The following is a 22955-nucleotide window of genomic DNA, read 5'->3' as shown; positions in this document are numbered from 1 at the left end:
TCATAGGAGCCCATTAAGCTCGCCCCGAGACGACACACCGAGCTTGGTGAACACTTGGTACAAATGGCCTTCTACAGTCCGCACAGACACCCCAATATCCATCGCGATTTCGCGGTTGCTGACACCCTTTCCCGCGAGTTTAGCAATCTGGCGCTCCCGCTCGGTCAATACCGGCGCGTCGGAACGCGGCTGGATGGGAAGCGCGGACACGGAATGCTCCAGGCGCTCCAACCTCAGCTGGGCCGTACGGGCTGTCGTGGTCTCGCCGGCATCCCGGGCAAAGTCCAAGGCCATGGCCACGCAACGCGCCTCCACCACCAGCAGATCAAGGGACGCGGCGGCATCGGCGGCTTCCAACAAGCTGCGGGAACTCTTGTTCAAGGAGCCACGGGCGAGGTCCCCGGAAATCTTGGCCAGCGGTCCCTGGCGCCGGCCGGCAATGTCCTCCAGCAGCCGGTACTCCTCATCAGTGCCTTCCACGGTGGCCCCGAAAAGGCAGATACCCGCCGTCGTGAAGCGCTGCTCCTCGATGTCGTCGTGAACGCGCTCAAGCAACCGCTCCTTCACATCGGGGTCACCCATCCACCTGCCTGCCATCTCGGCGCAGAACACCGCCACCGACTCGGAGAAGTACATCCCCTCTCCCCTGCAGGTCCTGTACAAGTCCAGGTAGCGGCCGGCCTCGACGAAATTGCCCAATTGGGCATACGCGAAGGCGGTGGCAGCGTACGCCACTTTGTTCATGTTCATGGCGGGCCGGAGCTCCAACTGCGCAACTGCGGAGCGCAGCGGTTCGACGGCGCTGGCCGGCTTGCCTGCATAGGCATACGCCAGGCCGACGCCCAGCTCGGTGAGCGCACCCCGGTACTGGAGGCGGGAGGGCCTTGAGGGAGTACGCCTCATCAATTCGATGCACTTGCGCCACTGGCCCGACAACAAAAGGACCAGGAACGCATGCCGAGCGAAAGCTTCCTCCAACTGTGCCGGCCCGTCCGAGTCCGCCAGATGCCGTGAGACGCTGCGGGCAAGCTGCTGGGCCTCCATCTCCCGGCCCAGAATGCAGCGGGCTTCGATCAGGAAAAAGGACGAGCGGAGCCAATGCTCACGGTCCTCGGCGATGTCCTTCGCCAACTCCTTTTCAAGGTCCTCGACCATGGACGCGTACTCGCCCATGAAGGTCTTGTACTCGTAGTTGCACAGCTGCAGCCTGTTCCGGGCCTTGGTCATCGTTGCCGAAGGATAGCCGGAGGCCATCGTTTCGAGCCTTTCGAAGGCCTCCGAGAGGACTCCGGGGACCATGGCGGACCGGCCGTCAATCCAGGTCATGGCCTGGCATTGTGCGGCCGTGACCTCCGCAAACTCCAGCGGATCCAGTCCGGCGATGTGTGCCTCGGAAATCTCGTCCAGCGCCTGGGCTGCGTGCAGGGGCAGGTCCAGCATGAGGTAGGCAGCGGCTTTGAGCCGCTGCCCGCGCACCCATTCGGCGTCCCCGGGGTTCAGCGATACGGTGCATTGGATGGCGAAGTTGGGATCGTAGTCGTCCAAGGCAGCCAGTCCGGCGGCAAGAGCCAATGCCGGCGACGGCTGGGGTTCATCCTCGCAGGCGTGCATCCAGGCGGCGTAGCTCAACAGGTCCTGCGGTGCCAGGCCGCTGGGTTCAGGCTCTTCGGAACCGTGCAGCATGACCCGGAGTTCCTTCATGCGGCGCGTACTGAGCCAACTGCGGACCACTTCGCCTACATAGGGGTCCCGGAGGCACACCCAATGCTCGGCCTCCCGCTCCACCGTGAGCAGGCCGGATTCCTCCATCTCCACCAGGACCTGTGTCCCGAAGATGGCTGCGAGATCCACCAATCTGGCGCGCTGCGCGCATGCCAGGACTTCCACCACCGTCCTGCTGGCCTGCGGTTCGCGCGCCAGTCTGGACCGGACGAAATCCTCCACCACCGTGGCGCCCTCGAGGGTGATCCGGTCACGGAGGGTCCACACGGAGTCGTTAAGGACCAGGTTGCCCCGGTGGCGCTGCTCCTCCAGGAGCGCGTGCAACAGCATGGGGTTGCCGCCCACGGCCGCATGCAAGGAGCCCGCCAGCGTTGTGGAGACGTAGTGGCCCAGGACCGAGCCCAACACCTGCTTGGTTTGTTCCTCGCTGAGCGTGTTCAGGTGGACCTCGCCCAGTTCCCCGTCCAGGACCATCCGGTGGAAATCTGCGGGAAGATCACTGGCGCGCTGGACCGTAGCCACCACTTTGGCGGTACCCGTGGCCATCAGGTTCAGCAGAACGCCGGTGCTCATGGGATCCATGCCGCCTGCGTTGTCCAGGATGAAGACGGTCTCCCGCCCCGCGGCTTCGCTCCTGATCAGGCTGGTTACGGCATGGAGGATGCCAGTGGGAGAACCGACAGCCTCCGAGGGCAAACGGGCCAACAGGAAACCGAGGCACCCGTAAGGGGTTTGGCCATTCGCTACCGTGTTGCGAAGCTGCAGGCTGTGGACCTTGGGGCCGAGGGACGACACAACGGCCCGCGCCAAGCCGGATTTGCCGATCCCCCGCTCGCCAGTGAGGATCACACCATAAGACTCCGGCGAGTCAAGATACTTGACGGCCCTGGACAAATCATGGCTCCGGGCCAGCAGTGACCAGGTCTGGCGGTCGCTTGGTCCGCCCACGAGATCGGGAGCCGCAGCCCTCGCTGCGCCTCCACCGCTCCTGTTTAGCAACTCCGCCGACATCTGCATCCTTAGCTAACACAATCGCGATAGTCCCCCACCGCTCATCTGCGTACCATGCACACTACCTTCGGGCGCCGACAGTGTGTAGGCCTAAAGCTGCTCGAAGCCGTCAGTCTTTGATCAGGCTTTACTCAAGGTTTGCTCAAGCTTTCGCGGGGTGGTGCTTCTGCTGGGCCGCGAGCAGGCCTTCGCCAATAAGCAGTTCGACGGCGTCGGCGGCTTCGTCCAGGAGGAAAGGAAGTTCCTTCTTCTCAGCCGTGGCGAAGTCCCGCAACACAAAATCAGCGGTATCCATGCGTCCCGGGGGCCTTCCGACGCCCACGCGGACCCGCAAATAGTCCTTTGTTGCCAAAGCTTTCGAGATGTCGCGGAGGCCGTTGTGGCCGCCCTCCCCGCCGCCGATTTTTAGCTTGACTGTGTTAAAAGGGATGTCGATCTCATCATGGACGGCAATGACGTGGTCGGCAGCGATGTCGAAGAACTTGCACAGCCCTGCCACGGGACCGCCGGAGACGTTCATGTAGGTCATCGGCTTGGCGAGCACCACGCGGGGGCCGCCAAGACCAAGGCGGCCCTCCACTACCTGGGCGCGCGTTTTGTGGGCCTTGAATTTCCCACCCATGCGGGAGGCCAGTTCATCCAGCACCATTTGGCCCACATTGTGCCTGTTGTTGCTGTACTCACTGCCGGGGTTGCCGAGGCCGACAATCAGCCAGGTGTCAGTCATGGTCTCATCCTAGGAAACGTTGTGCGACGCAGCGAAGATAAGGGCGTCATGGAAAAAGGAAAGTGGCCGGACCCCAAGGGACCCGGCCACTCAAAGGCATCAGCCTCAAGCAGTCAAAGACTACTCGGCAGCTGCTTCCTCGGATTCCTCGGCTTCTTCAGCTGCGGCTTCCTCGGCAACGCGGACAACCAGGGTCTCAGCGTCGGCGAGCAGGGTGGAACCCTTCGGCAGGACGAGGTCCGAAGCGTGGACGTTCTCGCCGGCCTTGCGGCCTTCGATGTCAACCTCGACGGCGGTGGGAACGTGGGTTGCCTCGGCCTCCAGGGAGATGGTGGTGGCCTCGAGGGTCGCGACGGCGCCCGGAGCAACTTCGCCGGTCACGTGGATGGCAACGTCAACGGTTACCTTCTCGCCGGCCTGGACGGTCTGCAGGTCAACGTGCTCGATGATCTGCTTTACCGGGTCGCGCTGGATGTCCTTGACCAGCGTCAGGTGCTGCTCGCCGTCGACGTCGATCGCCAGGAGGGCGTTGGAAACGCGGACAGCCAGCGTGGTGGCCTTGGCCGGCAGGTTGACGTGGATCGGCTCTGCACCGTGGCCGTAGATGACAGCCGGGATCTGGCCGGCCATGCGTGCACGGCGGGCGTAGCCCTTGCCGAATTCGGTGCGCAGTTCTGCGGTGAGCTTCTGCTCAGACATGTGTACTCCTTGATTACTGTGGCGCCCGGTCGGTGTCCGGGCTGGTCTATCAGCAAGGGCGGAGGTCTGGAGACCTTCGACGCCCGGCTGAGCACGGCCGGTTGCAGCCGTTCCGCCTGTGTTGAAGGAGATGCAGACCCAGTCGATAACGGAGACCCGCAACCCTGGTCCACGAAACGCGGACCGGATGTGCTCTCCCTCGCCAAGGTATCCCCAAGAGTCTACCAGCGCTGCCTGCATTCGGAGAAAACGGGTGCAAAACGGGCCACCCACGCGCCCGAAGGTGGCGGATGGCCCGTTTCAGCTCAGCTCAGATGGAGTCAGGCCTTGCCGTCGAACAGGCTGGTGACCGAACCGTCGTCGAACACTTCGCGGATGGCGCGCGCGATCAAAGGCGCGATCGACAACACGGTGAGCGACGGGAAGCGCTTCTCAGCCGGGATCGGCAGGGTGTTGGTGACAACAACTTCGCGGGCACCCGAGTCAGCGAGGCGCTGCGCCGCGGGGTCGGAGAAGACTGCGTGGGTGCAGGCGATGATGACGTCTTTGGCACCGGCGTTCTTCAGGACCTGGACTGCGCCGGAGATGGTTCCGCCGGTGTCGATCATGTCGTCGATCAGAACGCAGGTACGTCCTTCCACCTGGCCCACAACCGTCTTGGAGACGGCCTGGTTGGGCACGGTGAGGTCACGGCTCTTGTGCACGAACGCGAGCGGGGCGCCGCCCAGGCGTTCGGCCCACTGCTCGGCCACGCGGACACGTCCGGTATCAGGGGAAACCACCGTGATGTTGTCTGCTTCAACCTTGGTGCGGATGTAGTCAGCCAGCAGCGGGATGGCCATCAGGTGGTCGACGGGACCGTCGAAGAAGCCCTGGATCTGCGAGGTGTGCAGGTCCACGGACATGATGCGATCGGCGCCAGCGGTCTTGTAGAGGTCGGCAACCAGTCGGGCGGAGATGGGCTCGCGGCCGCGGCCCTTCTTGTCCTGGCGGGAGTACGGGTAGAACGGGGATACGACCGTGATCCTCTTGGCGGAGGCGCGCTTGAGGGAGTCGATCATGATCAACTGCTCCATGAGCCAGTTGTTCAGCGGTGCCGGGTGGGCCTGGATGACGAAGGCATCAGTGCCTCGCACGCTCTCGGCCGAACGGACGTAGATCTCACCGTTGGCGAAGTCGTAGGCGTCGATGGGCAGGAGCTCGGTCTCCAGCTCCTTCGCGATTTCCTGCGCCAGCTCCGGATGCGCCCTTCCGGCGGCGAGAATCAGTTTCTTCTCGCCGTGTGCGGTAATTTCGCTCATGCCTGATTGCCTTCTTCTGTGGTTGCCGGGGATTGTGTGGAGGTGGAGGTGGAGGTCAGCTCTTGCGCTGCTTCGGCCAGCTTGGCGGAGCCGCTGCCCGGACGGTTGGCGATGACCCAACCTTCGGCGTTGCGCTGGGCTGCGAGGCTGACGGCAAGGGCCCCAGCGGGAACGTCCTTGCGGATCACTGCCCCGGCGCCGCTGTACGCGCCGTCGCCGACTGTGACGGGAGCGACGAAGACCGTGTTCGAACCTGTGCGGACGCCCGAGCCGATCACCGTGCGGTGCTTCTTCTCGCCGTCGTAATTTGCGGTGATGTTTCCGCAACCGATGTTGGTGTCTTCGCCGATTTCGGCGTCGCCGGCGTATCCCAGGTGGGAGAGCTTCGAGCCCCGGCCGATGGTCACATTCTTGGTCTCGTAGAACGCACCGATCTTGCCGGTCTCGCCCAGGACCGTGCCCGGCCGGAGGTAGGTGAACGGACCTACGGTTGCCTTCGCACCGATCGTGGAACCCGATCCGTGGGTGCGGACCACCTTCGCGCCTTCGCCGACGTTCACGTCGGTGAGGGTCGTGTCAGGTCCGACGACAGCGTCCCTGGCCACCGTGGTGGAACCGTGCAGTTGCGTATTAGGCAGGAGGCGGACGTCCTCGTCAAGGGTGACGGTGGAGTCGATCCAGGTGGTGGCGGGATCCACCACAGTCACGCCGGCACGCATCCAGGCTTCGATGATGCGGCGGTTGTGCTCGGCGCCCAGCGCCGAAAGCTGGATGCGGTCGTTGGCGCCCTCAACCTGCCAGCGGTCTTCAGTCACGACGGCGGCGACCCGGCCACCGGCGTCGCGCGCCAATCCGAGGACATCGGTGAGGTACATCTCACCCTGGGCGTTATCCGTCGTAACGCTTTCGAGTGCCTTGCGCAGGACAGCGGCGTCGAAGGCGTAGATACCGGAATTGACTTCGCGGATGCTGCGCTCGGCGTCGCTTGCGTCCTTGTGTTCGCGGATGCCCGTCACGGTACCGTCTTCGGCACGCAGGATGCGGCCATAGCCGGTGGCTTCGTCCAGGACGGCGGTGAGGACCGTTACGGCGTTGGCTTCGGACTCGTGCGTGGCAACCAGTTCGGCCAGCAGTTCACCGGTCAGGAGGGGAACGTCGCCGTAGGTGACCACGACTGTGCCGGTGAGGGGGGCTTCGGCGTCGAGCGCGTTCAGGGCTACTTCCACCGCGCGTCCGGTGCCGGGGATCTCGTCCTGGTCAACGATCAGAGCTTCGGGGTCCAGTGCCGAAACGTGCTCGGCCACCCGGTCACGCTCGTGGCGCACAACCAGCGCGAGCTTTGCGGGGTTGATGGCGCGGGCTGCGAGGAGAGCGTGGCCAACCATTGACCGGCCGCCGATTTCGTGGAGGATCTTGGGAGTGCGCGACTTCATGCGCGTTCCGGCGCCTGCGGCCAAGACGATCACCGCTGCGGGACCGTTGGTTTCGGGGCTCACGTACTGGCTCTCCTTGCTCTGTATGTCCCGGGTAACCCGGCTTCGGATCGCTGCCATCCAACAATGGACCCAGGCACCGTTAGAGCCGTCACAGGTACAGAGAAGGAGCGCGTTTTCCGACCGTTCCGCCCATAGGATTCGAACCTATACTCCACGGCTCCAAAGGCCGGGGTGCTGCCGTTACACCAGAGCGGACCGTGTGTGGCTCCTCCTTCGGACCAACGGCCCGGAGGGTCTCCCGGAGTACCGGGTTCCACACACAAGAAACTAGTTTGCCATGACCATTGCGTGCTTCGCGACTTGGCCCACCGGCAAACCCTTCGCGACGCACCATCGCACGGCGCCTTCACCCGCCCGGCACGGCATCTGCGGCATGATGGTCAGGTGAGCAAGCGCACTGAACTTTCCCGGCCTGAGGGCACGTCCGCCCCGTTGGACCACGGCTCCAACGGCCAGCAGGTGCGGATCCGGATGACCGGTCAGCAGCGCAAGTCACAGTTGATCGGCATCGGCAGGGCGTTGTTCTCCGCCCGCGGCCTGGATGGCACCACCATCGAGGAAATCGCTGCGTCCGCGGGCGTTTCCAAACCGGTGATCTACGAACACTTCGGTTCCAAGGAAGGCCTGTACCGGCAGGTTGTGGAGACCGAATTCCGGATCCTTCTGGACTCCATCACGGAGGCCCTCAGCACCGAGGCCAAGCCCCGCGTCCTGGTGGAGCGCGCGGCCTTGGCCCTCCTTGGCTACATCGAGGACCGCACTGACGGCTTCCGGATCCTTATGCGTGACGCCCCGCCCTCGCAGCCCGAAGGCGCCTTCTCCACCCTGCTCTCCCACGTCACCGCCCGCGTGGAACATTTGCTCTCGGACGAGTTCGCACGCCGCGGCTTCAGCGCGGCCGACGGCGCCATGTACGCCCAGATGTTGGTGGGAATGGTTGCCATGACCGGGCAGTGGTGGCTCGACAGCCGTGAACCCGACAAGCGCGCTGTAGCGGCACACTTGGTCAACCTTGCCTGGAACGGACTGACCGGCTTGCAAAAGGAACCGGAGCTGCGTTCGGAGGGCTAAACCCTCACTCACAACCCACCACATTGAGCCAATCCCTCACTCACAACCCACCACATTGAGCCAAACCCTCACTCACAACCCACCGCGTCACCTGGTGCAATTTCCGGCATGAGTAGGATGTGCGCATGACAGCACCCCAGCTCTACCTCAGCTTTCCTGGCACGGCGCGCGAGGCCCTCAGCTTTTACGCGGACGTCTTTGGAGGCGAACTATCGTTGCACTCCTACGCGGATTTCGGGCGCGACGACGGACCTTCCGATGCCATCGCCCACGGCGTTCTCAACGGCGTCGTGGCGTTGATGGGTTCCGATGCCGCCAACGGGGAAAAGTCGGTCCATATGGAAGGGGCCATGCTCTCCCTCCTCGGCGCCGCGGAACCTCCGCTTCTGCACGAGTGGTTCGACAAGCTCGCCGACGACGGCCGGATCGTTGACCCGTTGGCGCCCAAACCGTGGGGCGCCTCGGACGGACAGGTCATCGACCGATACGGCCTGCATTGGCTGATCGGCTACGAACCCGGGGCGTAAGCGCTCGGGAATGTGAACGAGCGTCGGCACCAAACCCGGGGGATGTGAGCGAGCGTCCACGCCAAACCCGGGGGACGTGAGCGAGCGTCCACACCAAACCCGGGGGACGTGAGTGAGGGTTGGGACTACTCGCCCAGGACCTCTGCAGCTTCGAGCCACTCCAGCTCGAGTCCCTCTTTCTCGTCGAGCAGCTCCCGAAGCTTGACGTTGAGCTCGCTCAGGGCATCGAAGTCGCCGGATTCGGACTTCGCTGCCATCTGGGTGTGGAGCTTCTCCTCCTGCTGCGCCAGCTTCCCGAGTTGCCGGTCGATCCTGTTGAGGTCCTTCCGGGCTTCCCGCTTCTCGGCTTCGCTGGCCCCGGACTGCGCGGCGGAGCCCGCACCTTCGGATCCGCTGGCCGCCGTCGGAGCCGTGGAGCCACCCAACACTGCGCCGGAGGCCAACGCGGCCTCACGCAGCTCGAGGTACTGATCCACACCGCCGGGCAGCCCGCGGAGCTTTCCGTCGCCCAACAACGCCATCTGGTGGTCGGTGACGCGCTCCAGGAGGTAGCGGTCGTGACTGACCACAACCAGGGTCCCGGGCCAGCCGTCCAGGACGTCCTCAACAGCGGCAAGGGTGTCGGTGTCGAGGTCGTTGGTGGGCTCGTCGAGCATGAGGACGTTCGGCTCCCCCACCAGCAGGCGAAGCAGCTGGAGCCGGCGTCGTTCACCACCGGAGAGGTCCGCGACCGGCGTCCACTGCTTTTCCTTCGTGAATCCGAGTTGCTCAACCAGCTGGCCGGCGGTGAATTCCTTGCCGCCAACGCTGAAGGACCGCTTTTCGCGCTCGATCACTTCGATGACCCGCAGGTCCGATACTTCGTCGAGCTCCTTCACGTCCTGCGTCAGGACAGCAGTAACCACTGTTTTGCCGCGCTTGACCTTGCCCGACGTCGGCTGGATCTCCCCGTTGAGCAGCTTCAGCAGGGTGGACTTACCTGCGCCGTTGACGCCAACCAGCCCGAGGCGCTCCCCCGGTGCCAGGCGCAGGGTGATGTTGTCGAAGAGCTTCTGCCCGGACTCGCCGCCCTGGAAATCCAGGGTCACATTTTCAAGGTCCAGAACGTCCTTGCCCAGACGTGCCGTCGCCATCTTGCTCAGCGCCACCGAGTCGCGTGGCTCCGGAACATCAGAGATGAGCTCATTGGCAGCTTCGATCCGGAATTTCGGCTTTGCCGTCCGGGCGGGCGCACCGCGCCGCAGCCAGGCAAGTTCCTTCTTGACGAGTTGCTGGCGCTTGTTTTCGACGACGGCGGCCATGCGGTCACGCTCGGCCCGGGCCAGAACGTAGGCGGCGTAACCGCCGTCGAACATGTCCACCATGGCGTCGTGGACTTCCCAGGTGTAGTTGCAGACTTCGTCAAGGAACCAGCGGTCGTGGGTGACCACCAGGAAAGCACCCTGGTTGGCGCGCCAGCGCGACTTGAGGTGGCGCGCCAGCCAGGCGACGCCTTCGACGTCGAGGTGGTTGGTGGGCTCGTCCAGCATTATGACGTCGTGGTCTTCGATGAGCAGCTTCGCCAAGGCAACGCGCCGCTTCTGGCCGCCTGACAACGAGTGCACGTTGGCGTGCCAGTCGACATCACCAACCAGTCCGCCCATGACCTCGCGGATCTTGGGGTTGGCAGCCCATTCGTGGTCGGCGCGGTCGCCAACGATGGCAGCGCCTACCGTCAGGTCGCCGTCGAGTACGTCAGCCTGGTCCAGATAGCCCACGGTGACGTCACCGCGCTTGGTGACCCGGCCTGAATCCGGGGTCGAGCGCATGGCAAGCAGCCGCATGAGCGTGGATTTGCCGTCACCGTTGCGGCCCACCATGCCAATCCGGTCGCCATCCTCCAAACCGAGGGTGACGCCGTCGAGGACAGTGCGGGTCGCGAACGAAACGGTGAGGTTTTCGCCGCCGAGCAGGTGAGCCAATGGGTACTACTTTCTACTGCTGGAATGCGGAGGTACAGGGGTATTAGAGGAGCGTATCGGAGATGATCCGCGCTCCGGGAACAGGTCCGTGAACTGCGACGGCGGTGTGGCCCCGGTGGGTCAGCTCCTCGGCAAGGACACTGGCTGACACGGAGTCCCGCGCGAGCAGCGCGATCGTGGGCCCGGAGCCTGAGACCATGCCCGCCAGGGCACCGCGTGCTTCACCCAGTCCGATGGTGTCGCGAAGCTGCGGCGCCAGGGTGATCGAAGCCCGTTGAAGGTCATTGATGAGTACCCGGCTGAGGGTCTCCGGATCTCCATTGCGCAGGGCCTGGAGAATGGTGGGATCCACGTCCACGGGCTCGGGAACGTCCACGCCTTCAGAGTCGCGCAGCCCATCCAGGGTACGGAACACGTCCGGAGTGGACAGTCCGTAGTCGGCGAACACGAGGACCCAGTCCATCTGGGCTTTTGCCAGCGCGGGCGAGAGTTTGTCGCCGACGCCAAGTCCGACGGCGGTGCCTCCCAGGAGCGAGAACGGCACGTCCGCGCCCAGCTCGGCCGCCAGGTGCGCGAGTTCCTCGCGCGACAGCCCGCTGTCCCACAGGGCGTCACAAGCCAGCAGGGTTGCCGCGGCATCGGCCGAACCGCCACCCATGCCGCCGGCGACAGGGACACGCTTGGTGATCTCCAAATGCACACCTGTGGGCTTTTCGGAGACCTCGGCCATGATCGCCGCAGCTTTGTATGCGAGGTTTCGTTCGTCCAACGGGATGTCCACACCGTCCAGGTCCAGCGTGCTGTCCGGACTGATGCTCACCGTTATTCCCGGCGTTTCCGTGCTGGTGGCAGCTACTTCCTCATACAGGGACACCGCCAGGTAGACGCTCGCCACGGAGTGGTAGCCATCGGCCCTGAGCGGTCCAACGCTCAAGGAGACATTGACTTTGCCCGGCGCTTTGACGCGGACTGTCCGGGCATGGAACCGGTCCCCCGCAAAAGGGAGGATGCCGGGCTTACGGGTTCCCGGATTCATGCGCCCACGGGGTGGCGGGCTTCGGCGATCCTGACATAGGCGGAGATGTCCAGGACCTCGCCGCGTGCTGTGGGGTCGACGCCGGCAGCCAGGAGGCAACGTTCGGCCTCGGCGGCACTTCCTGCCCAGCCTGCCAAGGCCGCGCGGAGGGTCTTCCTGCGCTGGGCGAAGGCCGCATCAATGACGGCAAAGACCTGTTCGCGGGTGGCGTGCGTGGCGGGAGGTTCGTGCCGGGTGAACGCGACGAGTCCGGAATGGATTTTCGGCGCCGGCCAGAACACGTTCATGCCGATGACACCGGCCTTGCGCATGTGACCGTACCAAGCCGCTTTGACCGAGGGAACGCCGTAGATCTTGGACCCCGGGGTGGCGGCAAGGCGGTCGGCAACCTCGTCCTGGACCATGACCAGGCCGTGTCGGAGGCTGGGGAAATGCTGGAGCAGGTGCAGGACCACGGGCACGGCCACGTTGTAGGGCAGATTGGCCACCAACGCCGTGGGGGCAACCGGAAGTTCCGTCACTTTCATGGCGTCGGAGAGGACCAGGTGGAAGTTGTCCGTGGCCTCGGGGCGCCAGGAGCGAACCGTCTCGGGCAGCTTTTCGGCCAGGACGGGGTCGATCTCCACCGCTACAACAGTCTTGGCGGCATCCAAGAGCCCCAGGGTCAGGGAGCCCAGTCCAGGCCCTACCTCGAGGACCGTCTCGCCAGCGTCAATGCCGGCCGCCGAGACGATCCTTCGAATGGTGTTGCCATCGATCACAAAGTTCTGCCCCAGTGTTTTCGTGGGGCGTACACCGATTTCTTCGGCGAGCCGTCGGATGTCTGTGGCGCCAAGCAAAGGCGCGACGGCGGCGGGTTCGGAATTCGGTTCAGTCACCTAGGTATCGTATCGCCTGTCCGGGATCACGCTGCGTGGGCGCAGCCCCAGTCGCTGAGGCCGTTCTTGGCGTAAAGGCGGTTGGCGATTTCGATCTGCTGGGCCTTCGTGGCCAGGTTGGCCGTGGGAGCGTACGCGCCACCGCCGTTGGCAAGCCAGGTGGGGCCGGAGAACTGGAGACCGCCGTAGTAGCCGTTACCGGTGTTGATGGCCCAGTTTCCACCGGACTCGCACTGGGCGATCCTGTCCCACATGGCTTCGTTCGGGGCACCGGTGGGTCCGCTGGCCACGGGGGCGGCAGCGGCTGCGGGAGCGGCGGCGGGACGGGCCTTGGTGCCTACGCTGATCTTTTCGGCCACAGGCGGGGTGGCTACGTTGCTGGAGACCAGCGTTCGGGATGCTTCGCGGCCGTCGACGAGAACCAGCTTGAACGTCTTGACCAGGGAACCCGCGACGCCTGCCTGTGTGACCTTTTCTTCGCCCTTGAACAGATCGGCGCTTTCAGTCTTGACGCTGTCGAAAGGTACTTCTTCAGTGGCCTCGGCGGTCTTGCTGGTGTCCACGCGGGAAACCTTGATCACCATGTCCTGGATGACCGGGGCGTTACCGGGCTGTGAGAGGCGGTCGTTGGCGCCAACAGTGATACCGGCGTCCTTCAGGACGCTGGCGACGTCGGCCGCCGTCGTGGTGGTGCTGGTGCTCTTGCCGTCGGCTACCACGCTGATGGTCTTGGGGGTCGAGATGGAGACGAAGGAACCCGTGACTTCCAGTGCAGCTTCCTTCGGCTGGGAAACCTGCGAAGAACTTGCCACGCCCAGTTCACTGACCAGGCCTTCGACGTTGGAGGCGGTGGTGTTGACCGTCTTGCGCGCACCGTCCAGTTCGATGGAGACGGCCTTGGCGAGGTTGATGTTCACCACGGAACCGTTGTCGACCCGTGCGTCCAGAGCCGGCGAAACGCGGTCTGCGTCCTTCAACTCGACCTTGGCTGCCCTGACTACTTCATCTACAGTGCCGCCGAAGGTCTGGATGGAGCTCACTTTTCCGTCGACGTTGAGGGTGACGGTCTTGTTGTTGCCGACAAAGGCGACCACACCGACCACCAGCGCTGCAACCACCAGCAACTGGGCACCTACTTTGAGGAAGCTGAACTTGCCATCCGTTGTGAAGAACTTGATCACGATTGCCCATAACTCTCAGACCATCCGGGCACGGGGAAAAGCACAGAAATAATGCCAGCCGCAAAACCGAGGGGCCAGGCAAAACTGCCTGGTCCCACTCTTGCTGCCGGCATCTGCGCCGCCAAAAACATTCAACTGATGGGTACGGAATCAACCGTCCCGGTTGTCCGAAGGCCTTCCCCGACCCCGGCTACTTGTTTAACACAGTAACCGATCTGTTATAAACGGGCCAAGACTTCTGCATACCGGGTATTCATGAGAGGACTGCCTCCACGGGAGAAAAAATCCCGTTTACGCCCAGGAACCGTAAGCTTCCAGCGTATTTTCGGCCAAGCGCGAACAGAGTTCGGCCAAGTCATTTTCTGTCACTTCAGCCATGGACCGAACGGTGTACGGAACCATGTAGCTGGCGTTGGGGCGTCCCCGGTGGGGGTGCGGCGTGAGGAACGGCGAGTCCGTTTCCACCAGGATCCGGCCCGGTTCGGCGATGGCCAGGGCAGAACGCAGGTTTCCGGCATTCTTGAACGTCATGGTTCCGGCAAACGACATGTACCAACCGTTGTCGTTGCAGATCCGGGCCAGTTCCTCATCGCCGGAGAAGCAATGGAACACCACGCGTTCGGGGGCACCTTCTTCCCGGAGCACCTGGACCACGTCGTCGTGGGCGTCGCGGTCGTGGATTTGCAGGGAGAGCCCCAGTCGCTTGGCGATGTCGATGTGGCGCCGGAACGAGTAGCGCTGATGCGTCAGGCCTTCCCCGTGGGTGCGGAAAAAATCCAGTCCTGTTTCGCCGATGGCGCGGATCCGCGGGTGGGATGCGAGGTCCTCGATCTCCGCGAGCGCCGACTCCAATTCACCCCGCCCCGCGTACACGGGGGCATCGTTGGGGTGGATTGCCACAGCACCCAGCAGCCGGGGGTCCGCCTCGACGGCCTGGACGGTGAAACGCGAGGACTCCAAGTCACAACCAACCTGGACAGCGCCTTGCACGCCCACGGCCTCGGCGGAGTCCATCGCGTCCCGGACCGACACCTCTAGCAGACCTTGCCGGAAGTCCAAGTGCGTGTGGTTGTCCATCACCGGCACCGGCAAGGGCTCCGGGGCAGGCGGGTACTCCCGGCGGGGATCCGGCTTTTCTTCGGCGTCTTGTGACGCACGGTACGGGACGGGAGCAAGGGAATTGCACATGCTCCCACCTTAATCGGACTACGGTCCCCCTGTTGTGCCCGATAAATTCCAGTTGGCACATAAATTCCGGAAGCACTATGTCAGGGACGGCCAAACTCTGGGTAGTCTGGAACGGACAAGCGGCCAGCACCGGCGGTGCCGCGGCCAAGGCTGAAGGGCAATCCATGGAGTCCAAGCGACAAGTCACCGTTGAATCTTCGCCCCTCCAGGGCGGGGCATACAGTCCGCTGCCCCGGGACAGCCGGGACGGCGCGGGACTGAACGGGCACCGGCCGCAGATCATGGATCAGGACAGGTTCCACGATGCCAGCGAGCGCATCCTGGATTCAATTAACAAAGTCATTGACGGAAAAGCCGATGCCGCCAAATTGGCGCTGACGGTCCTGCTGGCGCAGGGCCATTTGCTGCTGGAGGATGTGCCGGGCGTCGGGAAGACGTTGCTGGCAAAGACCTTGGCCCGCACCGTGGACTGTACGGTTTCGCGCATCCAGTTCACCCCCGACCTCCTGCCTTCGGATGTCACAGGTGTGTCGATCTACAACCAGTCATCGCGGCAGTTCGAATTCCGTCCGGGAGCCGTGTTCGCCAACATCGTGATCGGCGATGAGATCAACCGGGCTTCGGCCAAAACCCAGTCGGCGCTGCTGGAGTGCATGGAGGAGCATCAGGTCACCGTGGATGGCCATTCCTACCAGCTGGGCTCGCCGTTCATGGTGGTGGCCACCCAGAATCCGATCGAGATGGAGGGCACCTACCCATTGCCCGAGGCCCAGCGCGACCGCTTCATGGCCAGGATTTCGATGGGCTATCCCGACAAGGACGCTGAAATCGAGATGCTCGAAACCCATCAGGCCGCCTCTCCCCTGGTCAAGGTGACTCCGGTGGTCACGGCCGGTGATGTCGCTGCCATGATCGCTACGGTCCAGCAGGTCCATGTATCCACCGCCATCAAGGAATATACGGTGGCCATCGGAAGGGCCACCCGCGACAGCGCCCGCCTGCGCCTCGGCGCCAGTCCCCGGTCGCTGCTGCAACTGTTGCGTGCTGCAAAGGCAACAGCGGCCTTGGATGGCCGGGACTTTGTTCTTCCGGATGATGTGGTGGATGTTGCGGAGTCCGTGCTCGCCCACCGGATCATCCTGGACCGGAAGGCGGCCAGTTCCGGCGACACCCCCCAAACCGTCCTCCGCGGAATCCTGGCATCCCTTCCGGTTGCCGAGGAACCGCCCGGCGCGTGGCGCAGGGACCGCCACGCCGTTTAGGAGGCACGCGATGGCACTCATGGACCGGCTTCCCAAGCACCTGTTCACTACCCGGGGCTGGGGCCTCTTGGCTGCTGGCGCGATTTCCCTGGGCTCTGCCTATGTCATGGGCCGGCGCGATCTGCTCTCCCTGGCGGTCCTGCTGCTCCTGCTCCCCTTGGTGGCCCTTGCCGGCGTCCGTGTCCTCAAACCCAAGTTCCAGGTGTACCGGGAATTCAATCCCTCCACTGTGGAAACCTCCAGCACCACCACCGTCCGCCTCGCGGTTGCGCGGACGAACTATTCCACCGGGCACGTCATCATGGAGGAGCAGTTGCCGCCCCGTTTTGGCGAACCTCCCGCCTTCCGTTTCCCGGCCCGCTCCGCCTCGGGCGGCACCAGCCGCTATGAGTACCATCTTCGCTCGGGTAAGCGGGGTCAGTTCCGGATCGGTCCGGTCACGGCCGAGTTCAGCGATCCCTTCGGCCTCTCCTTGAGGCGCCATTCGATCGACGACGGCGACCTCCTCACCGTGACGCCGGCCGCCGTCGAACTTCCGGTCACCGGCTTGGCGGGGGCGCGGGGGAACGACGGCGTGACGGCGACGCGGATCCGCGCCAACCCCAGCGACGACGACATCATGACCCGTGAATACCGTCACGGGGACCCCATGCGCCGGGTCCACTGGGCGGCCACGGCACGTCATGGTCAGCTGATGGTGCGCCAGGAAGAGTCCGTGACCACTCCGGAGGCCACCCTCATCCTGGATCAGCGTTTTTCTGCCTTCGCCACCGGTGCGGGGTCTGTCTTTGGCTCCCATGATGAAGATTCGGACCTGGTCACGAGCCCTCACTTTGAGTGGATGGTGACCACCGCGATGTCCGTAGCGGCGCATCTGTCGGAGCGGAACTATTCCTTGCGGGTCCTTGATGCCTTCGGCGCCCCCGCGTTCCTTCGTTCCCGCTCGGCGCCGGATCCGGACACCGAGGAGTTCTCCGGCGCGGGCGGCCTGCAGGCCATTGCGGAGGGCCTGGCGGCCATCGAGCTCAGCGGGCCCAGGCACGTCAGGGCCGAACATCACCGCACTGACAACCTTGGAGCCGATCACCGTGAGGCCCGCACGGGACAGGCGTTCACCGACGCTCCGGAGTCAGTCTTTGATGACCGCCTCATGGACAAGCTGGCGGCCCACCGTTTGCGTGGACCCCTTCTGGCCTTGCTGGGCGCTGTGACTCCGGCTGAGGCCAGGGCGCTGGCTCCTGCGGCGGCCTATGGGGCCAACGCCTTCGCCCTGGTCATCAGCGACCCGTCGCGAGGCAGTGAGGAGGCGCTGGAGATCCTGCGACGAGCCGGATGGAGGGTAGCCCCCGTGACAGCCAAGTCCCAGCTGGCATCTGCCTGGTCCGCTTTTGACGAAGGTGGGATTGTCGCCGCTGCAGGTGCTGCCATGGACGTCCGTCGTGGAGCGGCGGTGCCGCGATGACCGCCACCTCCCACCGCGGCAGCCCGCCACCGAGCCCCGCCGGTGGTGCCCCGCGCCCAATCCCGCCCGGCGGACAACCCAAGCCGCGTCGTGCCGGCCCCGGGGCCTACCCGTGGATGATGGCCGGTTCCATCTCGGTGGCAGTCCTGGGTGCCGCTTTGTCGCTCAATGGCGTCCTCAGGGGCTGGGCTTGGTTCATGCCATTGATCACCACGGTCCTTGTGGTCTCCGTGACGCTGGCAGCCCTTAGGTCCCTGCGCGCCCAGCCCCTGCTGGCCACCCTGGGGTCCTTTGTGTCATTGGCGGCCATTCTCAGTTTCACGTTCTGCCGCCAGGAGAGCCTGGCGGGCTTTATCCCGACTCCGGCAACTTTCACCGCCGTCGGGCGCCATATCAAGCGGGCCGCCGAGACCGTCGTCTCCGAGAGTGCGCCCGTCGCGCCGAACGCCGGGATAGTTTTTGTCATGTGCGCCTGCCTTGGACTGCTGGTGATCCTCATCGACGCGTTGGCGGTTCCGCTTTCCATGCCGGCCGCCAGCGGCATCGGCATCCTGGCGATCATGGTGGTTCCGGCAACCATCAAACCGCAAAGCGTGGGGATTGCCGGTTTCCTGGGCGCGGCGGTGGGTTACCTCCTGATCCTCGGATGCAGCCACTGGTTCGCCCCTGATGCCCGGTTGCAGTCGGGAACGGGGCGGGGCCCTGGACAATTCAGGCGCTCGTTGGTCACCGGCGGGCTGGCTCTGGCGCTGACCATGGTTGTGCCCCTCGCCATCCCCGGATTCGAAACGGGCACGTTCCCCCAAGGTTCACGGCTCAGTCCCTGGGGCACAGCCAACGGGCTCAATCCGATGATCACCTTGGGCAACAGTCTCCGCAGCCCCACAGGGTCCGGCCGGATCACCTATGCGACAAGCGCCACGACGCCTCTGTATCTGAGATCCGTCACAATCGACAACTTCGACGGCGAAACCTGGGCGCCCAATGACCGTGTGGCTGAACGCCGTGCGGGAGCGGACAGGATTGAGACCGGTTACGCCGTCCAAGGCCAGGTGGTCAATGCCGTGACCTCCGTCAATGCCGGCCTGTTCACCAGTCCCTACCTCCCGGCCCCGTTCGCCCCGGCATCGGTCAATGGCCTTAACGGACGGTGGACCTGGGATCCAAACACGCTGAGCATCATGAGCACGGAGACCACAACGCGGGCGCAACGCTACGTGGTCTTCTCAGCCGCGCCGAAGGTCACCGCAGCAGCCCTGTCGCAAGCCACGGCACCGCCGCGATCCATCTCCGACGACTTCCTGAGGATCCCCGCCAACCTGCCCGACATCGTGCGTCAAACCGCGGATTCGGTCACGGCGCCGGCAGGAAACAACAATTACGCCAAAGCGTTGGCCATCCAGAAGTACCTGCGTTCGGGCGCCTTCACCTATTCCTTGCAGGCTCCCGTGCAGAACGGCTACGACGGAAACGGCCTCTCTGTCCTGGCCGATTTCCTGGCGGTCAAGAGCGGCTACTGCGTGCACTTCTCCTCAGCCATGGCGGTCATGGCACGGGCCGAAGGAATTCCGAGCCGCATCGCTGTCGGCTACGCGCCCGGACGCCTGACCGGCGAATCGGTTGCTTTGGTGGGGCAGGGCTCGTTCCCCGAGTACGAGGTCGATGCCCGGGACGCACACGCCTGGCCGGAACTCTACTTCGAAGGCCTCGGCTGGGTCCCGTTTGAACCTACCCCGTCCCGTGGCGTTGTCCCTGAATACGCGGCAGAAAACTCCGTCCCCGGCAACCTCAGCACCAACACCGACGAGAAGGAACCCCTGACCACCCCCGCCCCGGTGGCTACGGCCCCGCTCCCCGTCCCCGAGGCTGGGGCACCGGCAGCCGGCCCGCGCAACGTCAACCCCCTCCCTGTGATCGGTGCCGTCGCGGCCGGTGTGGTGCTCCTGCTCGGCTTCCTGGGCTCCCCCAGGCTCAGCAGGACCGTTCTCAGGCGACGGCGGCTGAACAGCAAACCCCGGGATAACACGGGTGAACTGCCGCCAGGGTACAAGGACCCCGGACCGGACTTGGCGTGGGCCGAGCTGCAGGACCTTGCCACCGACTACGGCATATCCTCGACGCCCAGCGAGACACCCCGGCACTTCTCCGCGAGGCTCCGCTCCAGTGCGGCCTTGGGAGAGTCGGGAGGACTCGACGACGCCGCTCACACCGCAGTCGCGTCCCTCACCGCGGACTACGAGCGGCTTCGTTATGGCCGCCTTGCGGTGGCGGCCGCGCCGGCGTCGCCCCGCATCGCCGTCGTGCGTGAGTCGTTACGGAACAATGCACGCTGGTTGGTTCGATTCCGCGCGGACTGGCTTCCGCCGTCGATGATGCGCCGCTGGGGCCGGGCCTTGGGTGCGCCGTTCAGGGCGGTGGGCAGGCTGGGCAAAGGCTTGGCATGGGCGGTTGTCCGTGGCTGGCGCTCCCTGCGCGAGGTTCTCCCCCAGCGTCGCTAAGGCCCCAGTCGCCAAGGCTCCGACGGCGCATGAGCGCCAACGGCACACTAGCACCAACGGCACAGGGCCCGGCCGGAACTTGTGGTTCCTGGCCGGGCCCTGGGTGTCAACCGTTCTTGTTGCGAGAGCGGCCGACGGGATCCTTCGCAGCCTAGTCGGCGTACGGGTCCGCGATACCTACGTACTGGGTGTAGAGGTACTCTTCGATGCCTTCGGAACCGCCTTCGCGGCCGAGGCCGGACTGCTTGACGCCACCGAACGGAGCGGCGGCGTTGGAAATGACGCCGGCGTTCAGGCCCAACATGCCGGTCTCGATCCGTTCGCTGATGCGCAGGCCGCGGTTCAGGTCCTTGGTGAAGACGTAGGCCACCAGACCGTACTCGGTGTTGTTGGCCAGGCGAACGGCGTCATCTTCGGAGGAGAAGGTGATGATCGGGGCTACCGGTCCGAAGATCTCCTCCTTGAGGATGCGGGCGTCCTCGGCAACGTTCTTCAGCACGGTGGGCTTGTAGAAGTAACCGGGACCGTCGACGGCGGCACCACCGGTGACTGCCTCGGCGCCACCTTCAACGGCCTCGCTGACCAGGGCGTGGACGCCGTCGCGTGCCTTGCCGTCGATCAGCGGGCCGACCTTGGACTCAGGCTCGGTGCCGCGGGCGGTGGTGAGCGAACCGATCTTGGCGGCGAACTTCTCAGCGAAGGCGTCAGCAATGGACTCGTGCACAATGAAGCGATTGGCCGCCGTGCAGGCCTCGCCCATGTTGCGCATCTTGGCAGCGAGGGCGCCTTCAACAGCCTTGTCCAGGTCGGCGTCTTCGAACACGACGAAGGGCGCGTTGCCGCCCAGTTCCATGGACGTGCGCAGGACCTTGTCCGCAGCTTCACGGATGAGTGCCTGGCCCACCGGAGTGGAGCCGGTGAAGGAAATCTTGCGGAGGCGGTCGTCCTTGATCAACGGGCCGGTAACCGCACCGGCCGTGGAAGTCTGGATGACGTTCAGGACACCCGCGGGAAGGCCGGCTTCCTGCATGACCTGTGCGAAGAGCAGGCTGGTCAGCGGGGTGAGGTTGGCAGGCTTGAGGACCATGGTGCAACCGGCGGCCACAGCCGGGGCAACCTTACGGGTGGCCATGGCCAGCGGGAAGTTCCACGGGGTGATCAGCAGGCAGGGGCCAACCGGCTTCTTCTGGACGAGCAGGCGGTTCTTGCCGTCCGGGGCAGCGGAGTAGCGGCCGGATACGCGGACAGCTTCTTCCGAGAACCAGCGCAGGAACTCAGCACCGTAGGTCACTTCACCGCGGGCTTCGGCCAGCGGCTTGCCCATTTCCAGAGTCATGAGGAGGGCGAAGTCCTCGGCGCGTTCGGTAACAAGCTCGAAGGCGCGGCGCAGGATTTCACCGCGTTCGCGCGGGGCCGTGCGGGCCCAGTCGGCCTGTGCGGCAGCGGCGGCGTCGAGGGCGGCGGCACCGTCCTCCGCGCCGGCGTCGGAGATGCTGAGCAGGACCTTGCCCGTGGCGGGGTCCTCTACATCAAAGGTCTTACCCGACCCAGCCGGGCGCCACTGACCGTTGATCAGCAGGCCGGTGGGAACGGAAGCCAGCAGTTCGCTTTCGCGTTCAACCGTGACAGTCATGGCGACTCCTTCGTCTTGGGTGCTTTGGAGATTTGCACCACGGGGGTTCCTTGCCGGAAGTGGCTTGAATTACTGCCACGGTACTGCCCCGCCGGAAGGAGTGTCTACGCCTTCACGCACTGCCATACGGACGCCATTTTGTGCAGCTGCACAGCTTTGTCAGCGGGCTGCCAACACCGCTGAGTACAGCTCCCGCTTGCTGACGCGCGCGTCCTCGGCAACGGCCGCCACGGCCTCCTTCAAGCGGATGCCCTGGGAAATGAGCTCGTTCACTGCGGCAACGTGGTCCTCGGGCTTGCCGGGCTCCTGTTCAGGCGCACCAGCCACGACCACGGCGATCTCACCGCGGACCTCATTGTTCTCGGCCCACTCCAGAAGCTCACGCAAGGTGCCCCGGATGACTTCCTCGTAGGTCTTGGTGAGCTCCCGGCACACGGCCACCCGACGGTCCGCTCCGAAGCGCTCGTGCAGTGCGCGCAGCATGACTTCGAGCCGGTGCGGAGCCTCGAAGAAGACCATGGTCCGGCGTTCATCAGCAAGATCGGCCAGGCGGGAATTCCGGTCTCCGGACTTCCGCGGCAGGAAGCCTTCGAAGCAGAAGCGGTCCGTCGGCAGGCCCGACAGGGCAAGTGCCGTCAAGACAGCAGACGGCCCGGGAACCGCGGTGACAGTCAAGCCGGCCTCCACAGCGCCCTCCACCAGACGGAAACCCGGGTCCGAGACTGCCGGCATACCGGCGTCGCTGACCATGAGAATGGTCTTCCCGGCGCGCACATGATCCAGCAGCTCAGCGGTCTTGGTGGCCTCGTTGTGTTCGTGGTAGCTGATGACCCGGCCCGAGACTTCCACGCCCAAGGACTGGACCAGCCGGTGCAGGCGGCGGGTATCTTCCGCCGCGATGATGTCCGAGGTTCCCAGGAGCTCAATCAACCGTGAGGACGCATCGCCGACGTTGCCTATGGGCGTGGCGGCAAGGACGATCCGGCCAACTCCAGGGGCGAACCCGTTGGGAACCGCAGGCTTCCCCGGTTCACGGGATTCGTTGTCCAACGGGGTTTCAACGGGGGTGCTTCGCTCTTCGTCCACCTGCCAAGCCTACTGCCCACGCCGGGCGAAACAGCAGTTCAGCTTGGCGCCAAGGATCGACAGGTAGCATGGGCGGGTGAACCAGTCACCCGTATCCGACACCGCATCCGGGAGTCCCGCAACGCCGGACCTGCCGGGCGTCGTGGGCCACCGCCCTGACGGGACAATTTCCCGGGATCCGGTAAGGAAACTGATTGCTTGGCAACCTCCGGGAAC

At 64.7% G+C, this 22955-nt stretch carries 17 protein-coding genes and 1 tRNA gene; 5 read left to right on the top strand and 13 right to left on the bottom strand.

The window, feature by feature from the left end:
* The 6 genes from FDP28_RS13465 to FDP28_RS13440 all read right to left on the bottom strand — a co-directional run bounded on the left by FDP28_RS13465 (position 1) and on the right by FDP28_RS13440 (position 7151).
* The gene (locus FDP28_RS13465; protein WP_260842469.1) at positions 1–2733 is read right to left on the bottom strand and encodes a LuxR C-terminal-related transcriptional regulator; all 2733 of its coding nucleotides are present in this window, start codon (positions 2731–2733) and stop codon (positions 1–3) included.
* Between the two features lie 142 nt (positions 2734–2875).
* Positions 2876–3460, bottom strand: coding sequence for an aminoacyl-tRNA hydrolase (gene pth, locus FDP28_RS13460; protein WP_144661947.1), 585 nt, complete (start codon positions 3458–3460; stop codon positions 2876–2878).
* Between the two features lie 120 nt (positions 3461–3580).
* Positions 3581–4159 carry a 50S ribosomal protein L25/general stress protein Ctc gene (locus FDP28_RS13455; protein WP_144661946.1) on the bottom strand — a complete coding sequence of 193 codons (579 nt, stop codon included), beginning with the start codon at positions 4157–4159 and terminating at the stop codon, positions 3581–3583.
* A gap of 320 nt (positions 4160–4479) precedes the next feature.
* Positions 4480–5460 (bottom strand): ribose-phosphate diphosphokinase, encoded by a 981-nt coding sequence (locus FDP28_RS13450; RefSeq protein WP_011774071.1) that lies wholly within the window; start codon positions 5458–5460, stop codon positions 4480–4482.
* Positions 5457–6956: a bifunctional UDP-N-acetylglucosamine diphosphorylase/glucosamine-1-phosphate N-acetyltransferase GlmU gene (gene glmU / locus FDP28_RS13445; protein WP_144661945.1), complete on the bottom strand. Its 1500-nt coding sequence runs from the start codon at positions 6954–6956 to the stop codon at positions 5457–5459. The genes FDP28_RS13450 and glmU overlap by 4 nt, the downstream gene beginning before the upstream one ends.
* Positions 6957–7079: 123 nt before the next feature.
* Positions 7080–7151, bottom strand: a tRNA-Gln gene (locus tag FDP28_RS13440).
* A 276-nt stretch (positions 7152–7427) separates the two neighbouring features.
* On the opposite strand from FDP28_RS13440, the gene FDP28_RS13435 reads away from it, so the two are divergent.
* The gene (locus FDP28_RS13435) at positions 7428–8027 is read left to right on the top strand and encodes a TetR/AcrR family transcriptional regulator (protein ID WP_144662034.1); all 600 of its coding nucleotides are present in this window, start codon (positions 7428–7430) and stop codon (positions 8025–8027) included.
* Positions 8028–8152: 125 nt separating this feature from the next.
* Positions 8153–8554, top strand: a complete 402-nt coding sequence (locus tag FDP28_RS13430) for a VOC family protein (protein WP_144661944.1) — start codon at positions 8153–8155, stop codon at positions 8552–8554.
* 125 nt (positions 8555–8679) lie between these two features.
* On the opposite strand, the gene FDP28_RS13425 is transcribed toward FDP28_RS13430, so the two are convergent.
* From FDP28_RS13425 to FDP28_RS13405, 5 genes are all read right to left on the bottom strand, one after another.
* Entirely contained in the window at positions 8680–10515 is a 1836-nt protein-coding gene (locus tag FDP28_RS13425) for an ABC-F family ATP-binding cassette domain-containing protein (protein ID WP_144661943.1), read from the bottom strand.
* A 43-nt stretch (positions 10516–10558) separates the two neighbouring features.
* Positions 10559–11551: a 4-(cytidine 5'-diphospho)-2-C-methyl-D-erythritol kinase gene (locus FDP28_RS13420; RefSeq protein ID WP_144661942.1), complete on the bottom strand. Its 993-nt coding sequence runs from the start codon at positions 11549–11551 to the stop codon at positions 10559–10561.
* Positions 11548–12429, bottom strand: coding sequence for a 16S rRNA (adenine(1518)-N(6)/adenine(1519)-N(6))-dimethyltransferase RsmA (gene rsmA / locus FDP28_RS13415; RefSeq protein WP_144661941.1), 882 nt, complete (start codon positions 12427–12429; stop codon positions 11548–11550). Before rsmA ends, FDP28_RS13420 begins: the two co-directional genes overlap by 4 nt.
* A gap of 26 nt (positions 12430–12455) precedes the next feature.
* Positions 12456–13610, bottom strand: coding sequence for a resuscitation-promoting factor (locus tag FDP28_RS13410; protein ID WP_144661940.1), 1155 nt, complete (start codon positions 13608–13610; stop codon positions 12456–12458).
* Positions 13611–13901: 291 nt separating this feature from the next.
* The gene (locus tag FDP28_RS13405; protein WP_144661939.1) at positions 13902–14798 is read right to left on the bottom strand and encodes a TatD family hydrolase; all 897 of its coding nucleotides are present in this window, start codon (positions 14796–14798) and stop codon (positions 13902–13904) included.
* Positions 14799–14962: 164 nt separating this feature from the next.
* Between FDP28_RS13405 and FDP28_RS13400 the strand changes: the two genes are divergently transcribed.
* The 3 genes from FDP28_RS13400 to FDP28_RS13390 are packed head-to-tail and all read left to right on the top strand — an operon-like array spanning position 14963 to position 20020.
* Positions 14963–16060 (top strand): AAA family ATPase, encoded by a 1098-nt coding sequence (locus FDP28_RS13400; RefSeq protein WP_144662033.1) that lies wholly within the window; start codon positions 14963–14965, stop codon positions 16058–16060.
* A gap of 10 nt (positions 16061–16070) precedes the next feature.
* Positions 16071–17522 carry a DUF58 domain-containing protein gene (locus FDP28_RS13395; RefSeq protein ID WP_144661938.1) on the top strand — a complete coding sequence of 484 codons (1452 nt, stop codon included), beginning with the start codon at positions 16071–16073 and terminating at the stop codon, positions 17520–17522.
* A complete protein-coding gene (locus FDP28_RS13390) occupies positions 17519–20020 on the top strand; it encodes a transglutaminase TgpA family protein (RefSeq protein WP_144661937.1) in 2502 nt (833 codons plus the stop codon). Before FDP28_RS13395 ends, FDP28_RS13390 begins: the two co-directional genes overlap by 4 nt.
* A 151-nt stretch (positions 20021–20171) precedes the next feature.
* On the opposite strand, the gene FDP28_RS13385 is transcribed toward FDP28_RS13390, so the two are convergent.
* Both FDP28_RS13385 and rsmI read right to left on the bottom strand, forming a co-directional pair.
* Positions 20172–21653, bottom strand: a complete 1482-nt coding sequence (locus tag FDP28_RS13385) for an NAD-dependent succinate-semialdehyde dehydrogenase (protein ID WP_144661936.1) — start codon at positions 21651–21653, stop codon at positions 20172–20174.
* Positions 21654–21812: 159 nt separating this feature from the next.
* Positions 21813–22703 carry a 16S rRNA (cytidine(1402)-2'-O)-methyltransferase gene (rsmI, locus tag FDP28_RS13380; RefSeq protein WP_397321061.1) on the bottom strand — a complete coding sequence of 297 codons (891 nt, stop codon included), beginning with the start codon at positions 22701–22703 and terminating at the stop codon, positions 21813–21815.
* Between the last annotated feature and the right edge of the window lie 252 nt (positions 22704–22955).

The organism is Paenarthrobacter nicotinovorans, from assembly GCF_007670255.1.
Taxonomy (GTDB): Bacteria; Actinomycetota; Actinomycetes; order Actinomycetales; family Micrococcaceae; genus Arthrobacter; species Arthrobacter nicotinovorans_B.
This window is presented reverse-complemented; position numbering and strand designations above follow the sequence as displayed.

What these genes read in the sequence shown, in the direction of transcription:
- FDP28_RS13465 (WP_260842469.1), bottom strand. Translation starts at nt 2,733, where the DNA reads ATGTCGGCGGAGTTGCTAAACAGGAGCGGTGGAGGCGCAGCGAGGGCT.
- pth (WP_144661947.1), bottom strand. Translation starts at nt 3,460, where the DNA reads ATGACTGACACCTGGCTGATTGTCGGCCTCGGCAACCCCGGCAGTGAG.
- FDP28_RS13455 (WP_144661946.1), bottom strand. Translation starts at nt 4,159, where the DNA reads ATGTCTGAGCAGAAGCTCACCGCAGAACTGCGCACCGAATTCGGCAAG.
- FDP28_RS13450 (WP_011774071.1), bottom strand. Translation starts at nt 5,460, where the DNA reads ATGAGCGAAATTACCGCACACGGCGAGAAGAAACTGATTCTCGCCGCC.
- FDP28_RS13435 (WP_144662034.1), top strand. Translation starts at nt 7,428, where the DNA reads ATGACCGGTCAGCAGCGCAAGTCACAGTTGATCGGCATCGGCAGGGCG.
- FDP28_RS13430 (WP_144661944.1), top strand. Translation starts at nt 8,153, where the DNA reads ATGACAGCACCCCAGCTCTACCTCAGCTTTCCTGGCACGGCGCGCGAG.
- FDP28_RS13420 (WP_144661942.1), bottom strand. Translation starts at nt 11,551, where the DNA reads ATGAATCCGGGAACCCGTAAGCCCGGCATCCTCCCTTTTGCGGGGGAC.
- FDP28_RS13405 (WP_144661939.1), bottom strand. Translation starts at nt 14,798, where the DNA reads ATGTGCAATTCCCTTGCTCCCGTCCCGTACCGTGCGTCACAAGACGCC.
- FDP28_RS13400 (WP_144662033.1), top strand. Translation starts at nt 14,963, where the DNA reads ATGGAGTCCAAGCGACAAGTCACCGTTGAATCTTCGCCCCTCCAGGGC.
- FDP28_RS13395 (WP_144661938.1), top strand. Translation starts at nt 16,071, where the DNA reads ATGGCACTCATGGACCGGCTTCCCAAGCACCTGTTCACTACCCGGGGC.
- FDP28_RS13390 (WP_144661937.1), top strand. Translation starts at nt 17,519, where the DNA reads ATGACCGCCACCTCCCACCGCGGCAGCCCGCCACCGAGCCCCGCCGGT.
- FDP28_RS13385 (WP_144661936.1), bottom strand. Translation starts at nt 21,653, where the DNA reads ATGACTGTCACGGTTGAACGCGAAAGCGAACTGCTGGCTTCCGTTCCC.